Annotated in this window: 14 protein-coding genes; 2 read left to right on the top strand and 12 right to left on the bottom strand. The window is 68.5% G+C overall.

The window, feature by feature from the left end; all coding sequences use genetic code 11:
* Positions 1–3: 3 nt before the first annotated feature.
* The 9 genes from AQI94_RS25480 to ngcE form a co-directional block, all read right to left on the bottom strand.
* Positions 4–1,521, bottom strand: coding sequence for an amino acid permease (locus AQI94_RS25480; RefSeq protein ID WP_031041182.1), 1,518 nt, complete (start codon positions 1,519–1,521; stop codon positions 4–6).
* A gap of 146 nt (positions 1,522–1,667) precedes the next feature.
* Positions 1,668–3,587, bottom strand: a complete 1,920-nt coding sequence (dxs, locus tag AQI94_RS25475; protein ID WP_031041179.1) for a 1-deoxy-D-xylulose-5-phosphate synthase — start codon at positions 3,585–3,587, stop codon at positions 1,668–1,670.
* Positions 3,588–3,721: 134 nt separating this feature from the next.
* Positions 3,722–5,044 carry a sugar ABC transporter permease gene (locus AQI94_RS25470; protein WP_031041176.1) on the bottom strand — a complete coding sequence of 441 codons (1,323 nt, stop codon included), beginning with the start codon at positions 5,042–5,044 and terminating at the stop codon, positions 3,722–3,724.
* The gene (locus AQI94_RS25465; RefSeq protein WP_031041173.1) at positions 5,041–5,832 is read right to left on the bottom strand and encodes an ATP-binding cassette domain-containing protein; all 792 of its coding nucleotides are present in this window, start codon (positions 5,830–5,832) and stop codon (positions 5,041–5,043) included. The genes AQI94_RS25470 and AQI94_RS25465 overlap by 4 nt, the downstream gene beginning before the upstream one ends.
* A gap of 289 nt (positions 5,833–6,121) precedes the next feature.
* Positions 6,122–7,213 carry a sugar ABC transporter substrate-binding protein gene (locus AQI94_RS25460; protein ID WP_031041171.1) on the bottom strand — a complete coding sequence of 364 codons (1,092 nt, stop codon included), beginning with the start codon at positions 7,211–7,213 and terminating at the stop codon, positions 6,122–6,124.
* Positions 7,214–7,346: 133 nt separating this feature from the next.
* Entirely contained in the window at positions 7,347–8,546 is a 1,200-nt protein-coding gene (locus AQI94_RS25455; protein ID WP_031041169.1) for an ROK family transcriptional regulator, read from the bottom strand.
* Between the two features lie 183 nt (positions 8,547–8,729).
* Complete coding sequence (locus AQI94_RS25450; RefSeq protein ID WP_031041167.1) at positions 8,730–9,653, bottom strand: carbohydrate ABC transporter permease; 924 nt, start codon at positions 9,651–9,653, stop codon at positions 8,730–8,732.
* Between the two features lie 17 nt (positions 9,654–9,670).
* A complete protein-coding gene (locus AQI94_RS25445) occupies positions 9,671–10,606 on the bottom strand; it encodes a carbohydrate ABC transporter permease (RefSeq protein WP_031041165.1) in 936 nt (311 codons plus the stop codon).
* A 67-nt stretch (positions 10,607–10,673) separates the two neighbouring features.
* A complete protein-coding gene (ngcE, locus tag AQI94_RS25440; protein ID WP_031041162.1) occupies positions 10,674–12,119 on the bottom strand; it encodes an N-acetylglucosamine/diacetylchitobiose ABC transporter substrate-binding protein in 1,446 nt (481 codons plus the stop codon).
* 421 nt (positions 12,120–12,540) lie between these two features.
* Between ngcE and AQI94_RS25435 the strand changes: the two genes are divergently transcribed.
* Positions 12,541–16,275 (top strand): GH92 family glycosyl hydrolase, encoded by a 3,735-nt coding sequence (locus AQI94_RS25435; RefSeq protein ID WP_031041160.1) that lies wholly within the window; start codon positions 12,541–12,543, stop codon positions 16,273–16,275.
* Positions 16,276–16,295: 20 nt separating this feature from the next.
* Entirely contained in the window at positions 16,296–18,239 is a 1,944-nt protein-coding gene (locus AQI94_RS25430) for an alpha-glucuronidase (RefSeq protein WP_031041158.1), read from the top strand.
* Here the strand turns inward: AQI94_RS25430 and AQI94_RS25425 are convergent.
* From AQI94_RS25425 to AQI94_RS25415, 3 genes are read right to left on the bottom strand one after another with little or no spacing between them, the layout of a single operon-like run.
* Positions 18,233–20,242, bottom strand: a complete 2,010-nt coding sequence (locus AQI94_RS25425) for a beta-galactosidase (RefSeq protein WP_031041155.1) — start codon at positions 20,240–20,242, stop codon at positions 18,233–18,235. The two genes, AQI94_RS25430 and AQI94_RS25425, sit on opposite strands and share 7 nt — an antisense overlap.
* Positions 20,239–21,072, bottom strand: coding sequence for a hypothetical protein (locus AQI94_RS25420; protein WP_031041152.1), 834 nt, complete (start codon positions 21,070–21,072; stop codon positions 20,239–20,241). Before AQI94_RS25420 ends, AQI94_RS25425 begins: the two co-directional genes overlap by 4 nt.
* Positions 21,069–22,724, bottom strand: a complete 1,656-nt coding sequence (locus AQI94_RS25415; RefSeq protein ID WP_031041149.1) for an ABC transporter substrate-binding protein — start codon at positions 22,722–22,724, stop codon at positions 21,069–21,071. Before AQI94_RS25415 ends, AQI94_RS25420 begins: the two co-directional genes overlap by 4 nt.
* Positions 22,725–22,740: the final 16 nt, after the last annotated feature.

Below are 22,740 nucleotides of genomic sequence, written 5' to 3'. Positions count from 1 at the left end.
GTGTTACTCCCTGTTGCCGGCGCTGCCGCCGCTGTCGGCCGTCGCTGCCATGCGCTGTCCGAGACGGCTGTGGCCACGGCCGTAGAGGAAGTACACGGCGAAGCCGATGACCATCCAGATCGCGAACCGCAGCCAGGTCTCGGCCGGCAGGTTGAGCATCAGCCAGAGAGAGGCCGCCACCGACAGGATCGGGATGAACGGCACCCAGGGGGTGCGGAAGGCCCGCGGCAGGTCGGGGCGGGACTTGCGGAGGATGATCACGCCGATGGCGACGACCACGAAGGCGAACAGGGTGCCGATGTTGACCAGTTCGGCGAGTTCGCTCAGGGGCGTGAAGCCGGCGACGATCGCGATGATCACGCCGAGCAGGATGGTCGGGCGGTGCGGGGTCCGGAACTTCGGGTGGACGTGGGAGAAGAACGTGGGCAGCAGTCCGTCACGGCTCATCGCGAAGAACACCCGGGTCTGGCCCAGCAGCAGGATCATGCAGACGGTCGTCAGGCCGACCGCGGCGCCGAAGCTGATGAAGCCCGCGAACCAGGGGTGGCCGGTCGCCTTGAAGGCGTCCGCGAGCGGGGCCGTGATGGACAGGTCCGTGTACTTCTGCATGCCCGTCACGACGATCGACACGGCCACGTAGAGGGTCGTGCAGATGAGGAGGGAGCCGAGGATGCCGCGGGGCATGTCGCGCTGCGGGTTCCTGGTCTCCTCGGCGGCCGTGGCGACGACGTCGAAGCCGATGAAGGCGAAGAAGACGACGGAGGCGGCGGTGAAGATGCCCATCACGCCGAAGTTGGAGGGCGCCCAGCCGAACATCAGCTGGATCAGCGGCGACTGGAGACTGTCACCTGCCGGTACCTCCTGCGCCTTCGGGATGAACGGGTCGTAGTGGTCGCCGTTGACGAAGAAGGCGCCCGCGATGATCACGGTCAGCACGACCGTCACCTTGATGGCGACGACGACCGAGGTCACGCGCGCGGAGAGCTTGGTGCCGAGCACGAGGATGGCGGTCAGCACCAGGACGAGCGCGGCGGCGAGGATGTCGAAGCCGAAGCCGTCGGCCCCGTCGCGGCTGCCCAGCGCGGCCGGCAGATGCCAGCCCGCGTTGTCCAGCAGCGAGGCGATGTAGCCGGACCAGCCGACGGACACCACCGCCGTGCCCAGCGCGAACTCCAGGACCAGGTCCCAGCCGATGATCCAGGCGGGCAGTTCGCCGAGTGAGGCGTACGCGAAGGTGTAGGCCGATCCGGCCACCGGGACGGTGGAGGCGAACTCGGCGTAGCAGAGCGCGGCGAGCGCGCAGACGACGCCGGCCACGACGAAGGCCAGGGCGACCGCCGGGCCGGCGTTGTTCTTGGCGACGGTGCCGGTCAGGACGAAGATGCCGGTGCCGATGATGACACCGACGCCGAAGACGGTCAGATCCAGCGCGGACAAGGACTTCTTGAGCGCGTGCTCTGGCTCCTCGGTATCGAGGATGGACTGCTCGACCTTCTTCGTCCGGAAGAGGGTGCTGCTCACGGGTACCTCCCACGCTGTGTCGTCCTCGACATGATCGAGAGGGGGCGTAGGTCGTATGCCCCGGCGCGGGGGGATTCACGCGAACGGGCCGGTCACACCACTGTCAAGAGTGGTGCGACCGGCCCGTTCGGCCGAGTCCGCAGGCGTCAGTCGCGGGCGGGCTGCGCCTCGGCCGGGGCGCTGTCGTAGCGGCCGTCGAGCTTCGAGACGAGGCCTGTGACCTGGCGGGCGATGTCGGGCGCGGTCAGCCCGATCTCCGCCATGATCTCGGCGCGCGAGGCGTGGTCGAGGAAGCGCGGCGGGATGCCGAAGTCGCGCAGCGGGACGTCCACGCCCGCGTCGCGCAGGGCCTGCGCGATCGCCGAGCCGACGCCGCCGACGCGGCTGTTGTCCTCGACGGTGACGACCACGCGGTGCCGCTCCGCGAGCGGGGCCATGGCCTCGTCGACGGGCTTGACCCAGCGCGGGTCGACGACGGTGGTGGAGATGCCCTGCTTGTTCAGCAGACCGGCGATCTCCAGGCACATGGGGGCCAGGGCGCCGACGGAGACGAGGAGCACGTCGGGCGTGTCCGTCTCCGGCTCGCGCAGGACGTCCATGCCTCCCACGGTGCCCACGGCGGGTACGGCGGGGCCGACCACGCCCTTGGAGTAGCGCAGCACGGTCGGCGCGTCGTCGACCTGGACGGCCTCGCGGAGCTGGGCGCGCAGCTGCTCGGCGTCGCGCGGGGCGGCGAGCCGGAGCGTCGGGATGACCTGGAGCATCGACATGTCCCACATGCCGTTGTGCGAGGCCCCGTCGTCACCGGTGACGCCGGCCCGGTCGAGCACGAAGGTCACGCCGCACTTGTGCAGGGCGACGTCCATGAGGACCTGGTCGAAGGCGCGGTTGAGGAAGGTGGCGTAGACGGCGAAGACGGGGTGCAGCCCGCCGGTCGCGAGGCCGGCGGCGGACACGGCCGCGTGCTGCTCGGCGATGCCGACGTCGTAGATCCGCTCCGGGAAGGTGTCCGCGAACTTCTTCAGGCCGACCGGCTGGAGCATGGCCGCGGTGATGGCGACGATGTCCTTGCGCTCGCGGCCCAGCTTGACCATCTCGTCGCCGAAGACGGAGGTCCAGCTGGCGGCGGAGGCCTTGATGGGCAGGCCGGTGTCCGGGTGGATGGGGCCGATGCCGTGGAAGCGGTCGGCCTCGTCCTGCTCGGCGGGCTCGTAGCCGCGGCCCTTCTCGGTGAGGCAGTGCACGATGACCGGGCCGCCGAAGCGCTTGGCGCGGGCCAGCGCCGACTCCAGGGCCTCGATGTCGTGGCCGTCGATGGGGCCGACGTACTTCAGGCCGAGGTCCTCGAACATGCCCTGGGGCGCGATGAAGTCCTTGAGGCCCTTCTTGGCGCCGTGCAGGGTCTCGTAGAGGGGCCGGCCGACGACCGGGGTGCGCTCCAGGAGGTCCTTGCCGCGGGCCAGGAAGCGCTCGTAGCCGTCGGTGGTGCGCAGGGTCGCCAGGTGGTTGGCGAGGCCGCCGATGGTCGGCGCGTAGGAGCGCTCGTTGTCGTTGACGACGATGACCAGCGGCCGGTCCTTGGCGTCGGCGATGTTGTTCAGCGCCTCCCAGGCCATACCGCCGGTCAGGGCACCGTCACCGATCACGGCGACGACGTGGTCGTCGCGTTCGAGCACCTGGTTGGCCTTCGCGAGTCCGTCGGCCCAGCCGAGCACCGTGGAGGCGTGGCTGTTCTCGATGACGTCGTGCTCGGACTCGGCGCGCGAGGGGTAGCCGGACAGGCCGCCCTTGGAGCGCAGCTTCGAGAAGTCCTGCCGCCCGGTGAGCAGCTTGTGCACATAGGACTGGTGGCCGGTGTCGAAGAGCACCCGGTCCTTGGGCGAGTCGAAGACCCGGTGCAGCGCGATGGTCAGCTCGACCACACCGAGGTTGGGGCCGAGGTGGCCGCCGGTCTTGGAGACTGCGCCGACGAGGAAGCTCCTGATCTCCTCCGCCAGCTGGTCCAGCTCCTCGAGGCTGAGCCGGTCCAGATCGCGCGGTCCCCTGATACGGGTCAGCAGCGGCACCCGTGCCTCCTTGCGTTAGAGCTGATCGAGCTTGCCGGGTGAGTCGAGTCTAATGTTCTACGACAACGGTCCTGCCCGGCACCTTGTGGGTGCCGGGCAGGACCGTCGACCGGGAGGGGCGCTCCCCTGCGGTGTTATCCGCGACCCGCGGCCTTCTGAGACTTACGGGACACCGAGTCGATGACGACCGCGCCGAGCAGAACACCACCGGTGATCATGTACTGGATCGACTGGTTCATGTTCAGCAGGTCCAGACCCGTCTGGATCGACTGGATCACCAGCATGCCCAGCAGCGCCGACCACACCGAGCCGCGTCCGCCGAACAGCGAGGTACCACCGATGACGGCCGCCGCGATGGCGAGCATCAGCGTGTTGCCGCCGCCGGCGCTCAGCGTGGCGCTGGCGGTCTGACCGGCGAAGAACATACCGCCGATCGCCGCGAAGCCGCCGGAGATGGCGAAGACGGTGATCCGGATGATCGGCACGTTGATACCGGCACGACGGGCCGCCTCGATGCCGCCGCCGACCGCGAAGACCTTGCGGCCGTACGTCGTACGGCGCAGCACGAAGTCCACGATCACCAGCGCCGCCAGGAAGATGACCAGCGCGTTGGAGACACCGGCGGCGTCGTTCAGCACGGCGGCCGTCAGGAAGGACGCCACCGCGAGGGCGCCGACGCGCACCAGGATCTCGCCGGTCGGCCGGAAGGGGACACCGGCGGCCTTGCGGCGCCGCTGCTCCCCGAAGTTGCCCACGAGGGTCAGGACGACACCGAGACCGGCCAGCAGGTAGGCGCCGATGATGGCCTGGTCCATGAAGAACGAGTTCTGGCCGAGCAGGTGGACCGGACCCGAGTCGGACGGGATGTTGATGGTGCCGCTGGAGCCCAGCAGCCACAGCATCAGACCGTTCCAGCCGAGGAAGCCGGCCAGGGTGACGACGAACGCCGGCACTCCGATCTTGGCGAAGAACCAGCCCTGCAGCGCACCGACGGCGATACCGGTGATGACCGCCAGGAGCAACGCCAGCCAGGCGTTCATGCCGTGTTCCACGACGTAGACCGCGAACAGGGTCGACGCCAGACCGCTGACCGAACCGACCGACAGGTCGATCTCGCCGAGCAGCAGGACGAACACCAGGCCGATGGCGAGCATGCCGGTGGCCGAGAGGTAGTAGCTGATGTTCGAGAGGTTGTCGGCGCTCAGGAAGCGGTCGTTCTGGAGCTGGAAGATCGTCCAGATGATGATCAGGCCGATCACCACCGGCAGCGAGCCCAGCTCACCGCCCTTGACCTTGCGCGTGAACTCGGTCCAGTAGCCCTTGAGGCCTTCCTCGCGGACCAGCAGCCGGGGGTCGACGACGGCGATCGACGCGGCGGTGGGGTCGTCGGCGGGGGCCACGGTGGCCTGTCCCTCGGACGCGGCGTCCGCCTTGGAAACCTTGGATGTGTCGCTCACTTCGCGGCCTCCGTGCTGCGACGCCCCGCACGACGGGTCACGGCATTGTCCGTGGCACCCGTGATCGCGGAGATGATCTCTTCCTGACTGGTGTCCTTCACCGAGAAGGAACCGTTGTTCCTGCCCAGACGCAGCACGGCGACGGTGTCGGCGACGGCCTTCACGTCGGCCATGTTGTGGCTGATGAGGATGACGCCGAGGTTGCGCTCGCGCAGTCGCTCGACGAGGTCGAGGACCTGCGCGGTCTGCTCGACACCGAGGGCGGCCGTGGGCTCGTCCAGGATGACGACCTTGGGGTCGCCGATCAGGGCGCGCGCGATGGCGACGACCTGGCGCTGACCGCCGGACAGACTCGCGATCGGGATGCGCACACTCGGGATGCGGATGGAGAGCGTGCTCAGCAGCTCGCGGGCCTTCTGCTCCATCGAGACCTCGTCGATGATGCCGCGGCGCAGCAGCTCACGTCCGAGGTAGAGGTTGCCTACCACGTCGAGGTTGTCGCACAGGGCGAGGTCCTGGTAGACCGTCGCGACGCCGAGTCCCTGGGCGTCGTGCGGCTTGTTGATGCTGACCGGCTTGCCGTCCCACTCGATGACGCCCTCATCGATGGGGTGAACACCGGCGATCGTCTTGACCAGCGTGGACTTTCCGGCGCCGTTGTCGCCGACCAGGGCGACCACTTCTCCGGCGTGGACCTCCAGTTCGACATCGGTGAGGGCCTGCACCGCACCGAATCGCTTGGAGACTCCGCGCAACGCCAGCACGGGCGTAGCGGACACGTGAACCATCTCCTTCGCCGCCTGACCGGCGGGGATGCCGCGCTTGGGGTAAGGCGCGGAGGGGTTGCGCTCGTGGCACTCAGGCTCGTAGCACTCGACTGACGAGTTGTGCCGTAAGCACGGATTTACTAGTCGAACATGCGCGCGGCCGATGCCTCTTGGCAACGGCTGCGTCCGCCATGCTTCCGTCCGGCGCCCGCCCCGCAGCGGGGTATGAAGGCGGTGCGGGCGCCGGACAGGCTTGGTGCCTGCCTCGGGGCGGATCCGTCGAAGGACGCGCCCCGGGGCTCAGCGGCTCTTACTGAAGGCCGGCCTTCTTGCACGCGGCGGCGTAGTCGGCGGTGCAGATCTGGGCGACGGTGTAGAGACCGTCCTTGACGACCGTGTCCTTGATGTTCTTCACGGTGACCGAGACCGGGGTCAGGAGCTTCGCCTGGACCTTGTCGCCGGAACCGCTGGTGACCTCGGTGTCGGCGAGGGACTTGATGTCCTTGCCCTGGAGCAGGTTGACCGCGAGCTCGGCGGCGGTGTCGGCCTCCGGCTTGTAGGCCTTGTAGACCGTGGCGGACTGGGTGCCGGCGACGATCCGCTGGATGGCGGCGAGCTCGGCGTCCTGACCGGTCAGCGGGATGGTGCTGATGCCCGCACCCTTGAGGGTGTTGGCGATACCACCGGCCATGCCGTCGTTGGCGGCGTAGACGCCCGCGATCTTCTTGGCGCCCAGCTGGGTGATGGCCGCGGACATCTTCTGCGCGGCGACGGTGTCCTTCCACAGGCCGGACTGCTCGTAGGCGATCTTGACCTTGCCGTCGAGGACCTTGTGCGCGCCCTCCTTGAACTGACCGGCGTTCGGGTCGGCGTCGTCACCGTTGATCATGACGACGTTCGCGCTGGGGGTCGCCTTGGAGCCGAGGGCGTCGAGCAGGGCCTGACCCTGGAGCTCGCCGACCTTGACGTTGTCGAAGGAGACGTACGCGGAGACCGGGCCCTGGGCCAGACGGTCGTACGCGACGACCTTGACGCCCTTGCTCACCGCGGAGGCGATGGAGGACTTGATGGCGGCGGAGTCCTGCGCCGACACCACGATCACCTTGACGCCCTTGGTGACCATGCTGCTCATCTGCTGGGCCTGCTTGGCCGGGTCGGCCGCGGCGTTGGCGTAGGACACGGTGCAGTCGCTGCACAGCTCCTTGACCTTGTCCTCGAAGTACGGCTTGTCGAACTTCTCGTACCGCGCGGTGACGTTGTCGGGCAGGAGCAGGCCGATCGACTTGCCGCCGGAGCCGGAGCTGCTGCTGTCACTGCCGTTGTCGTCGTCGCCGGCCTTGCCACAGGCCGCGGCCGAGACGGCGAGCGCCGAGATCGCGACGGATACGGCCACACGACGCATGAGCGTGTTCACTTGAGAAACCTCCCTGACGAGGCCGCGTCGTTGCGGCCGAGGTGGCTGGAAGTCAACTCGGCCGCACGTGCGACGTCAAGAAGTAAATACTTAACGAGATGGCAACGACGTCTTGCGTTCTCTAAGTGAAGGCAGGTGTCGCTGCGTGCAGCGTGCTGTCCAAAAGGGTCGAATCACCCATCTCGCTGAGGGCGAGAGCAAGTGCTCCGAGCACCTCGGCACGACCGCCAAGTGCCCCCGGAAGTACGGACAGTTGACGAGCCGCACTGGGGATCGCATAGCGACCGACGGACTCCCTGATCGGACCGAGCACCAGCTCACCGGCCTCGGCGAGATCACCGCCCAGGACGACTCGGCTCGGGTTCAGCAAGTTGCAGAGATTGGCGACTCCACTGCCGATGTGTCGGCCGACGTCGGCGATCACCCGACGGCAGCCAGGGTCTCCGTCCCGTGCGAGTCGAACAACGCCTTCCATGGTGAGATCGGTGCCGTGGCTGGACTGGAGCAGCGGGAGCACATAGCGCGCGGCCGCAAAGGTCTCCAGGCAGCCACGGTTGCCGCAACGGCAGACGGGGCCGGACTCATCAAGAGTAATATGCCCGATTTCTCCCGCTGTGCCACCCGGGCCCCGGTAGATCTTGCCGCTGATCACCAGTCCGGCGCCCACACCGCTCGCGACCTTGATGTACGCCAGGTCGCGAACCCCCCGGCCACTGCCCCAGACGAGTTCGCCGAGGGCACCGAGGTTCGCGTCGTTGTCCACGTGCACAGGCACGCCGAGGCGCCCCTGGAGCTCCTCCGCGGGCTTGGTGCCGATCCAGCCCGGCAGGATGGCCGAGGAGCCCAGGGAGCCGGATTCCAGGTCGATCGGGCCAGGGACGCCGAGGCCCACCCCGGCGATCTTCGTACGGTCCACACCGGTCGCCTCGATCAGCCGGTTGACCAGCTGTTCCGCCCGGTCGAAGCCTTGAGTGGAGGAGGCGTCCACGTCCAGCGGCTCGGACTCCTCGGCGAGCACCTGATGGGCGAGGTTCCCGACTGCGACGCGCAAATGGGTGTGCCCGAAGTCCACCCCTATGACGATGCCGGCGTCTCCGCTCAGGGAGACCGCGCGGGCCCGCCGGCCACCCGCCGACGTGGGCGTGACCTCGACGGTTCCGCCGTCCTTGAGCTCGCGGACGATGTTGGAGACGGTCGCGGCGGACAGACCCGTGGTCCGCGCGATCTCCGCCTGCGTGAGCGACCCGGCCAGCCGGACGGCCCGGACGACCCGCTCCAGGTTGGCTCGGTGCAGCGACGACTGCGACCCCGGAGTCTCCACGACGACCTCCTGCGCGCGGGACCGCAGCGATGAGGCCCCGTCTATGTCCAACTAGTGAACTCTAAGCTGAGCCGTTAGGGTCGCCTCCCGTCAAGAGGTTGAACAGTATCCGGGGTGTAGCGCACACCTCAGCGCACCGTCACCGGAACCGGGGACAGTGCGCTTCCGTGCGATCGCCGAGAGCTACTTCAAGGTCGCCGACGTCAGGCCCGCCTGCACCTGGCGCTGGAACGACAGGTACACCACCAGCATGGGGATCATCGCGATGGTCACCCCGGCGAAGAGCACCGGCAGGTCCGAGGCGTACCCCATCTGCTGCTGGAGCTGGATCAGGCCCTGGGTGAGCACATAGCGCTCCGGATCGTCACCGCTCTGCGGCTGCATCAGCACCGTGGGCAGGATGAACTGGTTCCACTGGCCGAGCGTGTTGAAGATGCCGACACTGATCAGCCCCGGCTTCGCCATCGGCAGCATGACCTGGAAGAAGGTCCGGGTGTGCGAGGCGCCGTCGAGCACCGCGGCCTCGAACACGGCCGTGGGCAGCGTCCGGAAGAACGCGTGCATGAAGAACACCGTGAACGGCATCGAGTAGGCGACGTACACCAGGATCAGCCCCTGGTAGGTGTTCAGCATGTCCAGCCGCTTGACCATGAAGAACAGCGGGACCAGGGCCAGGAACACCGGGAACATCGCGCCCGCGACGAAGAAGAAGTACAGGAACCTGTTGCCCCAGAACTGGTAGCGGGCCAGGACGTAGGCGGCCATGGAACCCAGCAGCATCGTCAACGGCACCGAGAAGACCAGCACGATGACGGTGTTCAGGAAGTAGTCGCCGATGCCCTTGTCCCAGGCCCGTCCGAAGACACCGAGGGACCAGTGCTGAGGCCAGCCGAAGGCCGAACCGCCGATCTGGGCGTCGGTCTTGAAGGAGCTCAGCACCAGCCACAGCAGGGGCAGCACGATCAGCAGGGCCCACAGCGCGAGGAAGCCGTGCGAGAAGGCGTTCAGGACGACGCCCTCGCTGCGCTCGCTGCCGGGGCGGGCCGGGGCCGTGCCCGTGGTCCGCTGCGCCGGGACGGCGGCGGTCTCCTTGATGGGTGCGCTCATCGTCGTATCTCTCCCGCTCAGAACTCGACGCGGTCGCGGCGGGTGGCACGCAGCATGACCACGGACAGGACCAGGGTGAGCAGCAGCATGACGACGCCCATCGCGCAGGCGTATCCGCTCTTGCCGAAGTACTGGAAGTTGCGCATCATCACCGTCGACATCACATCGCTGTGATGGTCGGGACCGCCGCCGTAGGCGCCCATGTTCTGGGTCATCGACGACACCAGCACGAACATGTCCATCGCGACGATGCCCAGATAGACCCAGGCGGTCTGCACGGTGTCCCACAGCAGCGGCAGGGTGATGCGGAAGAAGGACTGGTTGCGGCCCGCGCCGTCGATGAGCGCGGCCTCGTAGATGTCCCTCGGGATGGACTGCATGGCAGCCGAGAACAGCACGAGGTAGAAGCCGACCCCGTGCCACACCACGGCGATGACCAGCATCCACAGCACCAGGTTGGGCTCGTTGAGCCATTCCATCGGATTCTCGGCGTCGACCAGGCCGAGTTTGATCAGGAATCCGTTGAGGAGACCGCCGCCGTCACTGCGGTACACCGCGTTGAACAGCACGGCGACGATGGCCAGCGACAGCACCTGGGGAAAGAAGTAGACGATTTTGTAGACCTGCGATCCGGCGACTCCCCGCACCCCGCCGGCCCTGCTGCGGCCTCCCGCGTTCAGCATGAACGCGAAGAACAGCGCGAGCAGAATGGTGATCACCGGGATGAAGATCAGGAACAGGATGTTGTGCCAGATGGCCTGCATGAAGACGTCGTCCTGGAACAGCGCCTTGTAGTTGTCCAGGCCGATGAACTTGAACGTCTGCGACTGCCCCTTCCAGTCGGTCAGCGAATAGCCGATCGTCTGGATGTAAGGCCAGATCACGAAGATCAGGTAGAGCGACACGGGTGCGAGGAGAAATCCCGCGACGAACCTGTACTGCCCTTTGTGCATTGGCGATTCCTGCCCCTGGGGTCCTTTCCCGGGCCGGAGTGCTCCGGCCCGGGAAACGGCGGTGCGGTCAGTCCCGGTGGTTCTTCTTGGAGGCCGGGTCCTTGGCCTGCTTGTCGACCGCGGCCTGGGCCCGCTTGAGCCACTCCTTCGGCTGGATGCGCTTGGCCATCAGCTCGTTGGACGCGGCCTCGATGGCCGCTCCCATCTCGCTGTACCACTCGGTGTACAGGTAACGGAAGGTGTCGTCGCCGGCTGCCTTCGAGGCCTCGACGGTGGACTGGGTGCCGGGGCGCAGCTTCACGCTCGGGTCGACACCGTCCTTGAGGATGGTGAGGGAGTTGGCCTCCTTGGCGAAGAGCGTCGACCACTCCTTGGAGAGCATGTGCCGCATGAACTCCTTCGCGCCCGCCAGGTTCTTGGCCTTGGCCGGGATGATGAAGGGCTCGCCGGAGCCGGCCCGGATCGCCGTGAAGGGCAGCGCGCTGTCGGGCAGCAGCGGCATCGGCATGAACTTCATGTCGAAGTCCGCCGGGGTCTGCTTGAGCTGCTCGTTCTCCAGCCAGGAACCGCAGGTGATGAAGGCGGCCTTGTACTGGTTCCAGCGGGTCTGGGACTCGGTGTGGGTCAGGCCGTTGGTGCCGGGCATCAACAGGCCCTTCTCCACCACCTCGTAGATCGCCTCGACACCGGCCTGGGCCGCGTCCGAGCCGACGAAGGCCTTCGGGTCGAGGTTGTCGATCGCCTTCATGGCGTCCAGACCGCCCTTCTTGGCGATCAGGTCCATGATGGCGACGTTGATGTAGTACGGGTACTTGCCCTGGTGGGCGAGGCCGCCGATGCCCTGCTTCTTGGCGTCCTGGCAGACGGCGAGGAAGTCGTCCCAGGTCTTGGGCTCCTCCCAGCCCTTCTCCTTGAAGAGCTTGCCGGAGTACCACAGGCCCCAGACGGTGTAGATGTAGTTGAGGGCGACGACCTTGCCGCCCTGGAGACCCGCGTCGAGGGTCCCCGGGATGATCAGGTCGCTGACCTTCTTGCTCGGGTCGTCGATCGCGGGCGCGTCCAGGACCTCGGCGAGGTCGAGCAGCTGACCGTTCTTGTAGAGGACGTCGACCTTGATCTGCTGGGCGCCGGAGTCGTCCACGATGTCCGGCGGGTTGCCCGCGTTGAAGCGCGGCTGGAGCTTTCCGGTGATCTCCTGGGTGCCGGTGTGGGTGGAGGTGATGCCGAGCTTCTTCTGGAAGTCGGCCTCCCACGCCTTGGCGTAGTCGTCGCCGTAGCCGCCCTTGAAGATCACGACGTCGAGCTTGCTGCCCTTCGCCGCGCCGAACGGGTTCTCCTTCGAGGTGGCGCCCTTGGTGCCGTCGTCACTCGAATCGTCGCCGCCGCCGCTCGCGCAGGCGGACAGAAAACCGGTCGCGGGAACGGCGGCCAGTCCGAGCGCGGCGGACCGCTTGATCAGATCGCGGCGTCCGACACCGTCGTCACCATGGCTGTCTGCGGAAGTGGATCCCATGCTCAAGTCCTCGCCTTCTCCAGGACTCAGGCGGTGAACCGGATCCTCCCCGGCACCGCGGTCAGGTCAAGCAGGTTCGTGCAAGAGGTTCGTGCGAGTGGGGTGAATTGCCGACAGGTATAGTCCACTTCCGGTCGGCGGAGCAAGATCGAACGCAATGTTGGCCTTGGGTGTTTTCGAGTTGAGACCTCGCGGAAATATGAGCGCCCTGTGCGAGGCTTGCCGGAAAAATTCGCGACATACGCCTCGAATGCCACAGCCAACACCCTTGACATCACCGTCCACTTGGGCCCCTACTGATCCTTGCACGGATTGTGTGACAACGTTGTCCGTCCTTGTGCAGGGAGGGTACTCGCCGATGGATCGGTACAGAACTCGGCTCAGACGGAGTACGGCGGTCGTCTTCACGGCCGCCTTTGTCATGACGGTGGGCTCCCAGGGCGCGGCGGTCGCCCTGCCCGAGGCCCCCACCCCGGCGGATCGGGGGTTCACCTCCTCCTTCGAGGCGGACGAACCGGCCCCCGACTGGACCAGCACCGTCGACAGCGGCCGGGCCTCCGGCGTCGACGGCGGCTACCGCACCGGCATCCCGGGCAATGTCACCGACCATGTCACCGACGTCCGGGCGAGCGCCGAGAACGCCTCCGGCGGCGAGGTGAAGGAGAACCTCGCCGACAGCGAACCGGGCACCAAGTGGCTGGCCTTCGCCTCCACCGGCTGGGCGGAGTTCGACCTGGACCAGCCGGTCAAGGCGGTCACCTACGCGCTCACCTCGGCCAACGACGCCGCCGAGCGCGACCCGAGGGACTGGACGCTCAAGGGCTCCACGGACGGCAAGGACTGGAAGGCCCTCGACACCCGTGCCGGGGAGACCTTCGCCGAACGGTTCCAGACGAACTCGTACGACATCCCCGCGGACGCCGTCGCCGAGTACCGGCACTTCCGGCTCGACATCACCGCGAACAACGGCGCCTCCGGCATCGTCCAGCTCGCCGACGTGCAGTTCTCGACCGGGGCGAGCGACGGGCCGGTTCCGCCGGACATGCTCTCGCTCGTCGACCGCGGCCCGACCGGCTCGCCCACCGCGAAGGCGGGCGCCGGATTCACCGGAAAGAAGTCCCTGCGCTACGCCGGACGGCACACCGCGCAGGGACGGGCGTACTCGTACAACAAGATCTTCGACGTGAACGTGCGGGTCGACCGGCTGACCCGGCTGTCGTACCGGATCTACCCGTCGATGGTCGACGGCGACCGGGACTACGACTCGACCAACGTCTCCGTGGACCTGGCCTTCACCGACGGCACCTTCCTCAGTGACCTCGGGGCACGCGACCAGCACGGGTTCACGCTCTCCCCGCAGGGACAGGGCGCCTCGAAGGCGCTCTACGTCAACCAGTGGAACAACGTGGTCGCGCGGATCGGGCCGGTCGCGGCCGGGAAGACCGTCGACCGCATCCTCGTCGCCTACGACTCCCCGGGCGGGCCGGCGAAGTTCCGGGGCTGGCTGGACGACGTGACGCTGGAGCGGGCCGCGCCCGAGGAGCCCCGGGCGCATGTGTCCGACTACGCGCTCACCACCCGCGGCACCCAGTCCAGCGGCGGTTTCTCGCGCGGCAACAACTTCCCGGCGACGGCCGTGCCGCACGGCTTCAACTTCTGGACGCCGGTGACCAACGCGTCCTCGCTGAGCTGGCTGTACGACTACGCACGTGCGAACAACGCCGACAATCTGCCGACGATCCAGGCGTTCAGCGCGAGCCACGAGCCGAGCCCGTGGATGGGCGACCGGCAGACCTTCCAGGTGATGCCGTCGGCCGCGTCCGGCACCCCGGACACCGGCCGTGGGGCGCGGGAGCTGGCCTTCCGGCACGAGAACGAGACCGCGCGGCCGTACTACTACGGGGTGCGGTTCGAGAACGGGCTGAAGACGGAGATGGCGCCGACGGACCACGCGGCGGCCCTGCGCTTCAGCTACCCGGGCGACGACGCGAGTGTGCTGTTCGACAACGTGACGGACCAGGCGGGGCTGACGCTCGACAAGGACGCCGGTGTGATCACCGGGTACTCGGACGTGAAGTCCGGGCTGTCGACCGGCGCCACCCGGCTCTTCGTCTACGGCGTCTTCGACCGGCCGGTGACGGAGGGCTCGTCGAGCGGGGTCAAGGGCTATCTGCGCTTCGACGCGGGCAGCGACCGGACCGTCACGCTGCGGCTGGCCACCTCGCTGATCAGCCTCGACCAGGCGAAGGACAACCTGCGCCAGGAGATCCCGGACGGCACCTCCTTCGAGCAGGTCCGCGACCGGGCCCGGGGGCAGTGGGACCGGCTGCTCGGCAAGGTCGAGGTCGAGGGCGCCACCCAGGACCAGCTGACCACGCTGTACTCCAGCCTGTACCGGCTGTACCTGTACCCCAACTCCGGTTTCGAGAAGGTGGGTTCGAAGTACCAGTACGCGTCCCCGTTCTCCCCGATGCCCTCTCCCGACACCCCGACGCACACCGGGGCGAAGATCGTGGACGGCAAGGTGTACGTCAACAACGGTTTCTGGGACACCTATCGGACCACCTGGCCGGCCTACTCGCTCCTGACGCCCTCTCAGGCGGGTGAGATGGTCGACGGGTTCGTCCAGCAGTACAAGGACGGCGGCTGGACCTCGCGCTGGTCCTCGCCCGGCTACGCGGACCTGATGACGGGCACCTCCTCGGACGTCGCGTTCGCGGACGCGTACGTCAAGGGAGTCGACTTCGACGCGAGGTCGGCCTACGACGCGGCCCTGAAGAACGCCACGGTCGCACCCCCGTCCTCCGGTGTGGGCCGCAAGGGCATGGCGACCTCGCCCTTCCTCGGCTACACCAGCACGGACACCCACGAGGGCCTGTCCTGGGCGCTGGAGGGCTATCTCAACGACTACGGGATCGCCCGGATGGGCCAGGCGCTGTACGCGAAGACCGGCGAGAAGCGCTACCAGGAGGAGTCGGCGTACTTCCTGAACCGGGCGCGGGACTACGTGAACCTCTTCGACCAGAAGGCGGGCTTCTTCCAGGGCCGGGACGACAAGGGCAAGTGGCGTGTGGACTCGTCGAGTTACGACCCCCGGGTGTGGGGCTACGACTACACCGAGACCAACGGCTGGGGGTACGCCTTCACCGCCCCGCAGGACAGCCGGGGCCTCGCCAACCTGTACGGCGGCCGCTCGGGTCTCGCCGACAAACTGGACCGGTACTTCGCGACGCCGGAGACGGCCTCGCCGGAGTTCGTCGGCTCCTACGACGGTGTCATCCACGAGATGACGGAGGCCCGGGACGTCCGGATGGGCATGTACGGCCACTCCAACCAGGTCGCCCACCACGTCACCTACATGTACGACGCGGCCGGTCAGCCCTGGAAGACGCAGAAGAACGTCCGTGAGGTGCTGTCGCGGCTGTACGTCGGCAGCGAGATCGGGCAGGGCTACCACGGGGACGAGGACAACGGCGAGCAGTCGGCCTGGTTCCTGTTCTCGGCGCTGGGCTTCTACCCGCTGGTGATGGGCAGCGGCGAATACGCCGTCGGCTCACCGCTGTTCACCAAGGCCACGGTCCATCTGGAGAACGGCCGGGACCTGGTGGTCAGGGCACCGAAGAACAGCGCGCGGAACGTGTACGTGCGGGGCCTGAGGGTCAACGGCAAGCCCTGGACCTCCACTTCGCTCCCCCACTCGGTCCTGTCCAGGGGTGCCGTGCTGGACTTCGACATGGGTCCGCGGCCGTCCAAGTGGGGCACCGGGAAGAACGCCGCCCCGGTGTCGATCACCCAGGACGACGAGGTGCCGACGCCGCGTGCGGACGTGCTCGCCGGGGACGGGGCGCTGTTCGACAACACCTCGGCCACCGACGCGACCGTGACCTCGGTGGACCTTCCGGTCTCCGGTGCGGTCAACGGGGTCCAGTACACGGTGACCTCGTCGTCGGACCACGCGAAGGCGCCGACCGGCTGGACGCTCCAGGGCTCGGACGACGGGACCGGGTGGAAGACCCTCGACCGGCGGTCCGGTGAGTCCTTCGCATGGGACAGGCAGACACGCGCGTTCTCGGTGAGGTCTCCGGGTACGTACGGGAAGTACCGTCTCGTGCTCGACGGCGAGGCGGTGGTCTCGGAACTCGAACTGCTCGCCTGAGCAGGAGCGTTGGGGGTCATATGCGGGGTGCCGATCACGCCTGGCTGCCGGACGGGGTGTTCCGGCCGATCGGCACCCGGCGGACCCTGATCCGCGGCTCGGGTCCGCTGGTGGACACGGTCCACGGTGAGGTGGCGCGGGCCTGCGCGCGGTTCGGCGGGAGTGTCACGCGTGAACCGGGTCCCTGCGACCTGGTGTTGGAGCTGAACGGCGAGGACGGCTCCGAGGGGTTCGCGTACGGACGCCGTGACGGTTCCACGACCGTCACGGCGTCCGGTGCGCGCGGGCTGCTGTACGGGCTGTTCCATGTCGTGCGGCTCGGGGAGGCGGCTTTCCTCGAAGAGGCCCAACCCGTCCGCCATGAACCGCGGTTGGCGCTGCGCATGCTCGACCACTGGGACAACCTGACCGTGCACCCGGTCATGGGCCAGGTGGAGCGCGGATACGCCGGCGGGTCGCTGTTCTGGGAGGACGGGCGGGCGCGCGGAGACCTGGAGCGGGTGCGGGCGTACGGCAGACTGCTCGCGGCCTGCGGGATCAACGCTGTGGCCGTCAACAACGTCAACGTGCACGCGGCCGAGGCGCGGCTGCTGACCGGGCGGCTCGGTGAAGTGGCCGACATCGCGGGTGCGTTGCGGCCGTACGGGATTCGTGTCCATCTGTCGGTGACCTTCGCCGCGCCGATGGTCCTGGGCGGTCTGCCGACGGCCGATCCGCTCGATCCGGGAGTGTCGGCGTGGTGGGCCGAGGCGACCGCCCGGGTGTACGCGGCGATCCCCGACTTCGGCGGGTTCGTGGTGAAGGCCGACTCCGAGGGACAGCCGGGCCCGTTCGCGTACGGGCGCACGCATGCCGACGGCGCCAACATGCTGGCCGCCACGGTGGAGCCGTACGGCGGCACGGTGCACTGGCGGGCCTTCGTCTACGACCACCGTCAGGACTGGCGGGACCGCTCGACCGACCGGGCGCGGGCCGCGTACGACCATTTCGTGCCGCTGGACGGCGAGTTCGCGGGCAACGCCGTCCTCCAGGTCAAGCACGGGCCGATGGACTTCCAGGTGCGCGAGCCGGTGTCCCCGCTGATCGGGGCGATGCCGGGCACGCGCCTTGCGGTGGAGCTCCAGGCGACGCAGGAGTACACCGGGCAGCAGCGGCATGTGTGCTGGCTGGGGCCGATGTGGAGCGAGGTGCTGCGCTTCGGGATCGACGGCGAGTCCACGGTCGGCGAGCTGGCGCGCGGTGGGCTGGTCGCCGTGTCCAACATCGGGGACGACCCGTTCTGGACCGGGCATCCGCTGGCCCAGGCGAACCTGTACACCTTCGGGCGGCTGGCCTGGGAGCCGGGCGGCGATCCGCATCGATTCCTCGACGAATGGATCCGGCTCACCTTCGGGAGCGCCCCCGGGCTCGCGGCGGGGCTGCGCTCGATTCTGGACGGTTCGTGGCGGACGTACGAGAAGTACACCGCTCCCCTCGGTGTCGGGTTCATGGTCCAGCCGGGGCACCACTACGGGCCGAGCGTCGACGGCTACGAGTACAGCCCGTGGGGCACCTACCACTTCGCCGACCGCGACGGCGTCGGTGTGGACCGGAGCGTGGCGACCGGGACCGGGTACGCGGGGCAGTACGCGAAGCCCTGGGCCGAGGTGTACGAGTCGGCGGAGACCTGTCCGGACGAGCTGCTGCTGTTCTTCCACCACGTGTCGTACGAGCACATGCTGCACAGCGGGAAGACGGTGATCCAGCACATCTACGACACGCACTTCGAGGGCGTGGCGGAGGTGGAGGTGGCCCGGGAGCTGTGGTCCTCGCTGGCGGGCCTCGTGGATCCGGAGCGTCACGCGCGGGTGGCGGAGCGGTTCGAGGAGCAGCTGCGGAGTGCCCGTGAGTGGCGCGATCAGGTCAACAGCTACTTCTTCCGGAAGTCGGGGGTGCCGGACGGGCGGGGGCGGACGATCTACTGAAGCCGGAGCACCGCCACGCCCCTCGGGTCGAGGGCGAAGGGGGCCCCGGCCTCCGTCCGTCTGCCGGTGAGCAGGTCGGTGGCGCCGGTGTGGGCCTTCAACTCGGCCGTCTCGTCGGTGTGGTTGAGGAGGAAGAGCAGGCGGGTGCCGTCGGCGGCCGTCCGGTTCGCGGTCTCCACACCGGCGTGGCCGGCGTACGGGCCGACGAGGTCGTGGCGGGACAACACGCGGCGCACCACCACGTCCACGCCCGGCTGGTCGAGGGCGGTGGCGACGTACCAGCCCTCGCCCCGCCCGTAGGTGTTGCGGGTGACGGCGGCGGTCCCGGCGTAGAAGTCGGAGCCGTAGGTGGCGACCGTCTCCGCGCCCCGGGGCTGCACGAGCTCGAAGACGAGCCGTCCGTGCGAGGCCAGTTCGGGAACGGGCTGGGCGAAGTCCGCCCGGCGGGCGTCCCATTCGTCGATCCGGATGCCCATCAGGGGCGCGAGGGGGCCGGGGACGTCGGTGAGGAAGGCCCGGTCGTGTTCGTCGACGCGGCCGGAGAGGAAGGTGGCGAGGACGGTGCCGCCGCGTTCCGCGACCGCTTCGAGGCGGGTGGCGAGGTCGCCCTTGACCATGTGCAGGGCGGGGGCGAGAACCACGTCGTACGGGGTGAGGTCGGTGGTGTGCGGGACGACGTCCACGTCGGCGCCCGCCTCGCGGGCGGCCCGGTAGTAGGCGTGGACCACCTCCTGGTACCTGACCAGCCGGGAGGGGCCGTCGGAGATCTCCAGGGCCCACCAGCTGTCCCAGTCGAAGAGCAGGGCGGTGCGGGCCGGAGTGCGGGCGCCGAGGGAGGCGTCGCCGAGCCGCTGCAACTCCGCTCCCAGTGCGGCCACTTCGCGGAACACGCGGGTGTCGTCGCGGCCCGCGTGGCCGATGACCGCTCCGTGGTACTTCTCGCAGGCTCCCCGGGAGGCGCGCAGCTGGAAGTAGAGGGCCGCATCGGCGCCGTGGGCGATCGCCTGGAAGGTGGCCAGGCGCAACTCCCCCGGCCTGCGCAGGGGGTTGACATCACGGCAGGCCGTCGTGGACGGGGTCTGCTCCATCAGCCAGAAGGGGGCGCCGCCCTTGAGGCCGCGCATCAGGTCATGGGCCAGGGCGGCCCAGGTCGGCGGGGCGTCCAGGGGCGGGTAGCTGTCCCAGGACGCGAAGTCGAGGTGGGGTGCCCAGCGGTGGTAGTCGAGGGGGCGGAACATGCCCATGAAGTTGGTGGTGACGGGGGTGACCGGATCGTGGGCGCGGATCACCTCCTTCTCGGCGAGGAAGCAGCCGAGCAGCGCGTCGGTGGTGAAGCGGAAGTAGTCGAGCGTGATGCCCTGGAAGGCGGTGTGGTCGGGGCCCCGCCAGTGCTCGGTGAGGGCACTGGGCGGCTCGATCTGGGCGAAGTCGGTGTAGCGGTGCGACCAGAACGTCGTCCACCAGGCGTCGTTGAGGGCGTCGAGGGTGCCGTACCGCTCCCGCAGCCAGTCCCGGAAGGCGTCGGCGCACAGGTCGCAGTAACAGACGCCGCCGTACTCGTTGTTGATGTGCCAGGCGAGCAGCGCCGGGTGGTCCGCGTACCGTTCCGCGAGCCGTGCCGCCATCCCCGTGGCCAGTCTGCGGTACGCCGGTGAGCTGGGGCAGAAGGAGTGGCGCTGTCCGTAGCGGTGCCGGCGGCCCTCGAAGTCGGTGCGGTTGACCTCGGGGTACGTGTGCGCGAGCCAGGGCGGCACGGCGGCCGTACCCGTGGCCAGACAGACCTGTCGGCCCTCGGCCGCCGCCCGGTCCAGGACCTGGTCGAGGACCGTGAAGTCGTAGGTTTCCTCGGCGGGTTGGGTGAGCGACCAGGAGAAGACGCCGACGGTGAGGGTGTCGATGCCGGCCCGGGTGAACAGCCGGTGGTCCGCGTCCCAGACCTGTGCCGGCCACTGCTCGGGGTTGTAGTCGCCGCCGTAGGGGATCTTGGAGCTCGACGGCGTCATGCGGTGAAGTCCTCCTGGGTCTCGGCGATCACCCAACGGCTGCTGTGCAGCAGGGACAGCAGCAGCGGGGCCGCGAGCAGGGCGGGCAGGGCCTCGGTGAGCACGGCGGTCCCGGCGGCCGTCAGGACGAGCAGCGAGGCGGCGCCGAGGGTGGCGCGGCCGTGCCGGAACAGGAAGTAACCGGCGAGGCGTGCGGTGTCCCTGGCCCGGAAGGCGAACAGGGCGGTGAGGACGAGCGCGTGCGCGCCCCACAGGAGGGAGCCGACACCGATCGCCGCGAGCAGCCCGGCCCACCAGCCGGGCAGGCCGGTGGCGGTGAAGTGGGTGAGCGTGAACGCGATGACCGTGAGCCAGGCCAGCAGGGGCGCCCACAGTTTCAGGGCGGGCACGGCGTTGAGCCGCCAGCCCCGCCAGTAGGAGCGGGCCGGGTGGAGGTCGGTGAGGTCGCGGTCGCGGTGGCCGAGGGCGAACAGGGCGGCGGCCGTCGCCGGGCCGAGGGGCAGCAGGCATACGGCGGCGAGCGGGAGGCCGGCCGGGGCGGGGCCCAGCAGGAACAGGGCGGCGAGGCCCGGCGATGCGGCGACCAGGAGCAGGGCCTCGACGGTGACGAGCGTGTGGATCAGGGCCGCGGCGCGGGAGAGGGAGCCGGTGCCGAAGGAGGGGGCGGGGGGTTCACGGTCCTCCGGCGGGCGCTGTCCTGCGGGCGGGTGCTGCGGGGCGGCGCCGGATCGGTCGGCGGACGGGGTGTCGCGGGACTCCGCCCTGGTGCGACCGGTCGCCGCCCGTACCCGGCCGGTACGGCCCGGCTCGGCGGGGACGCGGAGGATCACCCGTTCTCCTTCTTGAACCGCTCGTGAGCCTTGTTGTGCAGGTCGACGAGTTGCTGCATGTTCTTCGCCTTCAGTTCGGACACGTACGCGTCCCACTCGGACATGGGGCGCTTGCCGAGCACGAACTGGAGGGTGTTCTGGATGGCGTGGTCCTTGAGCGGGGTGTCCCAGAGCGTCGCCTGCTCCTGCTCGAAGGACTGCAGGGGGTGGGCCGGGTCGACGGGCAGTTCCTTGCGCTGGGACATGGCGTCCTGGAACTTCTTCTCGTCCGGGCCGAAGTTGGAGGAGACCAGCTCCCAGCTGCCGCCGTAGGTGAACACGCCGTTGAAGAAGCCGTAGTCCTTCTGGAGATCCTTCGGGGCGTCGGGATCGGAGCCCATCAGCGAAATGCCGGGCTTCAGCGTGTACTTGCCGCCGGACCCGGTGTACGTGACGCCTTCCACACCCCACTTGCAGAACTTCTGGCCCTCGTCGGAGTACCAGAGCCAGTCCACGAACTGCATCATCGCGACGAAGTCTGCGCTCTTGAGGGCCTTGCTGGAGATCATGACGCCGTTCTCCAGCCGGACGCCGCTCAGCAGGATCGGGCCGGCCGGGCCGAGCGGCACCGGGACCATCTCGATCTTCGAGCCCTTGACCTGCTTGCCCAGGTTGTAGCGGTAGTTCTGCACCAGCTCCTGGGGGTTCGCGCTGATCGCGTAGGACTTCTCGGCCAGCAGCTTCTGCACGGCCTGGTCGTCCTGCTGGGTGAAGCTCTCGGGGTCGAGGAGCTTCTCGGCGACGATCTTCCTGAGGAACTCGACCATCTGCCGGTAGGCGTCCTGGGCGGCGGTGAAGACGAACTTCTGCGCCTTGGTGTCGAAGCTGATGTTGTCGTACGTCCAGCCGGCCTTCACCCCGTAGGCCTGGCCCAGGTACTGGAACAACGCCCCGCACGGGAAGGGGGTGTTGGTGCTCCAGCGGTCGGTCCAGGGGTACTTGCCGGGGTACTCGGCCTTGAGTGCCTTGAGGACGTCGTACACCTCGTCCCAGGTCGTGGGCAGGGCCAGTCCGTGGCGGTCGAGGACGTCCGTGCGGAAGGACAGCGAGTAGCCGGACTTCGGCTTCTCGTGCAGACCGGGCAGCAGGTAGTACTTGCCGTCGGACTGGCGGATGGAGTCGAGCTCGGGTTCGAGCTTCCACCTCTTCACCTTGTCCCGGAAGTTGGGCATCAGGTCGACGTACTCGCTGACCGGGAGGATCGCGCCCGAGGACACGAAGGCCACCTCCCCGGGGTGGTACGTCTTCGGGATGATGAAGGGGGCGTCGCCCGCGCCGATGAGGACGCTGCGCTTCTTCTCGTAGTCGGCCAGGGGCACGTCGAGGGGCTTGATGGTGATACCGGTGCGCCGGGTGACCTCCTTCCAGAACAGCCAGTTCTTCTTCAGGGGGTAAACCGGGTTGTCGTTGTGCAGCATCGAGAAGGACAGTGCCCTGGACGCCTTGAACTGCTGGCCGGCCCGGTACTCCTTCATCGCTCCGTTCTGCTTCTTGGAAAGGTCCTTGGAGTCGCCGCCGTCGTCGCCGCTGCCGCAGCCGGTGAGGGTGGCGAGGCCGACGAACCCCGCTGCGGCCAGGATCTGACGTCGCGACAGCTGTCCTGCGTTCTCCACGGATACTCCCTTGTTC

Source organism: Streptomyces pseudovenezuelae (assembly GCF_001513955.1).
Classification (GTDB): domain Bacteria; phylum Actinomycetota; class Actinomycetes; order Streptomycetales; family Streptomycetaceae; genus Streptomyces; species Streptomyces pseudovenezuelae.
Note: the sequence above shows the minus strand (reverse complement) of the source record. Positions and strands in the feature narration are given on the sequence as shown.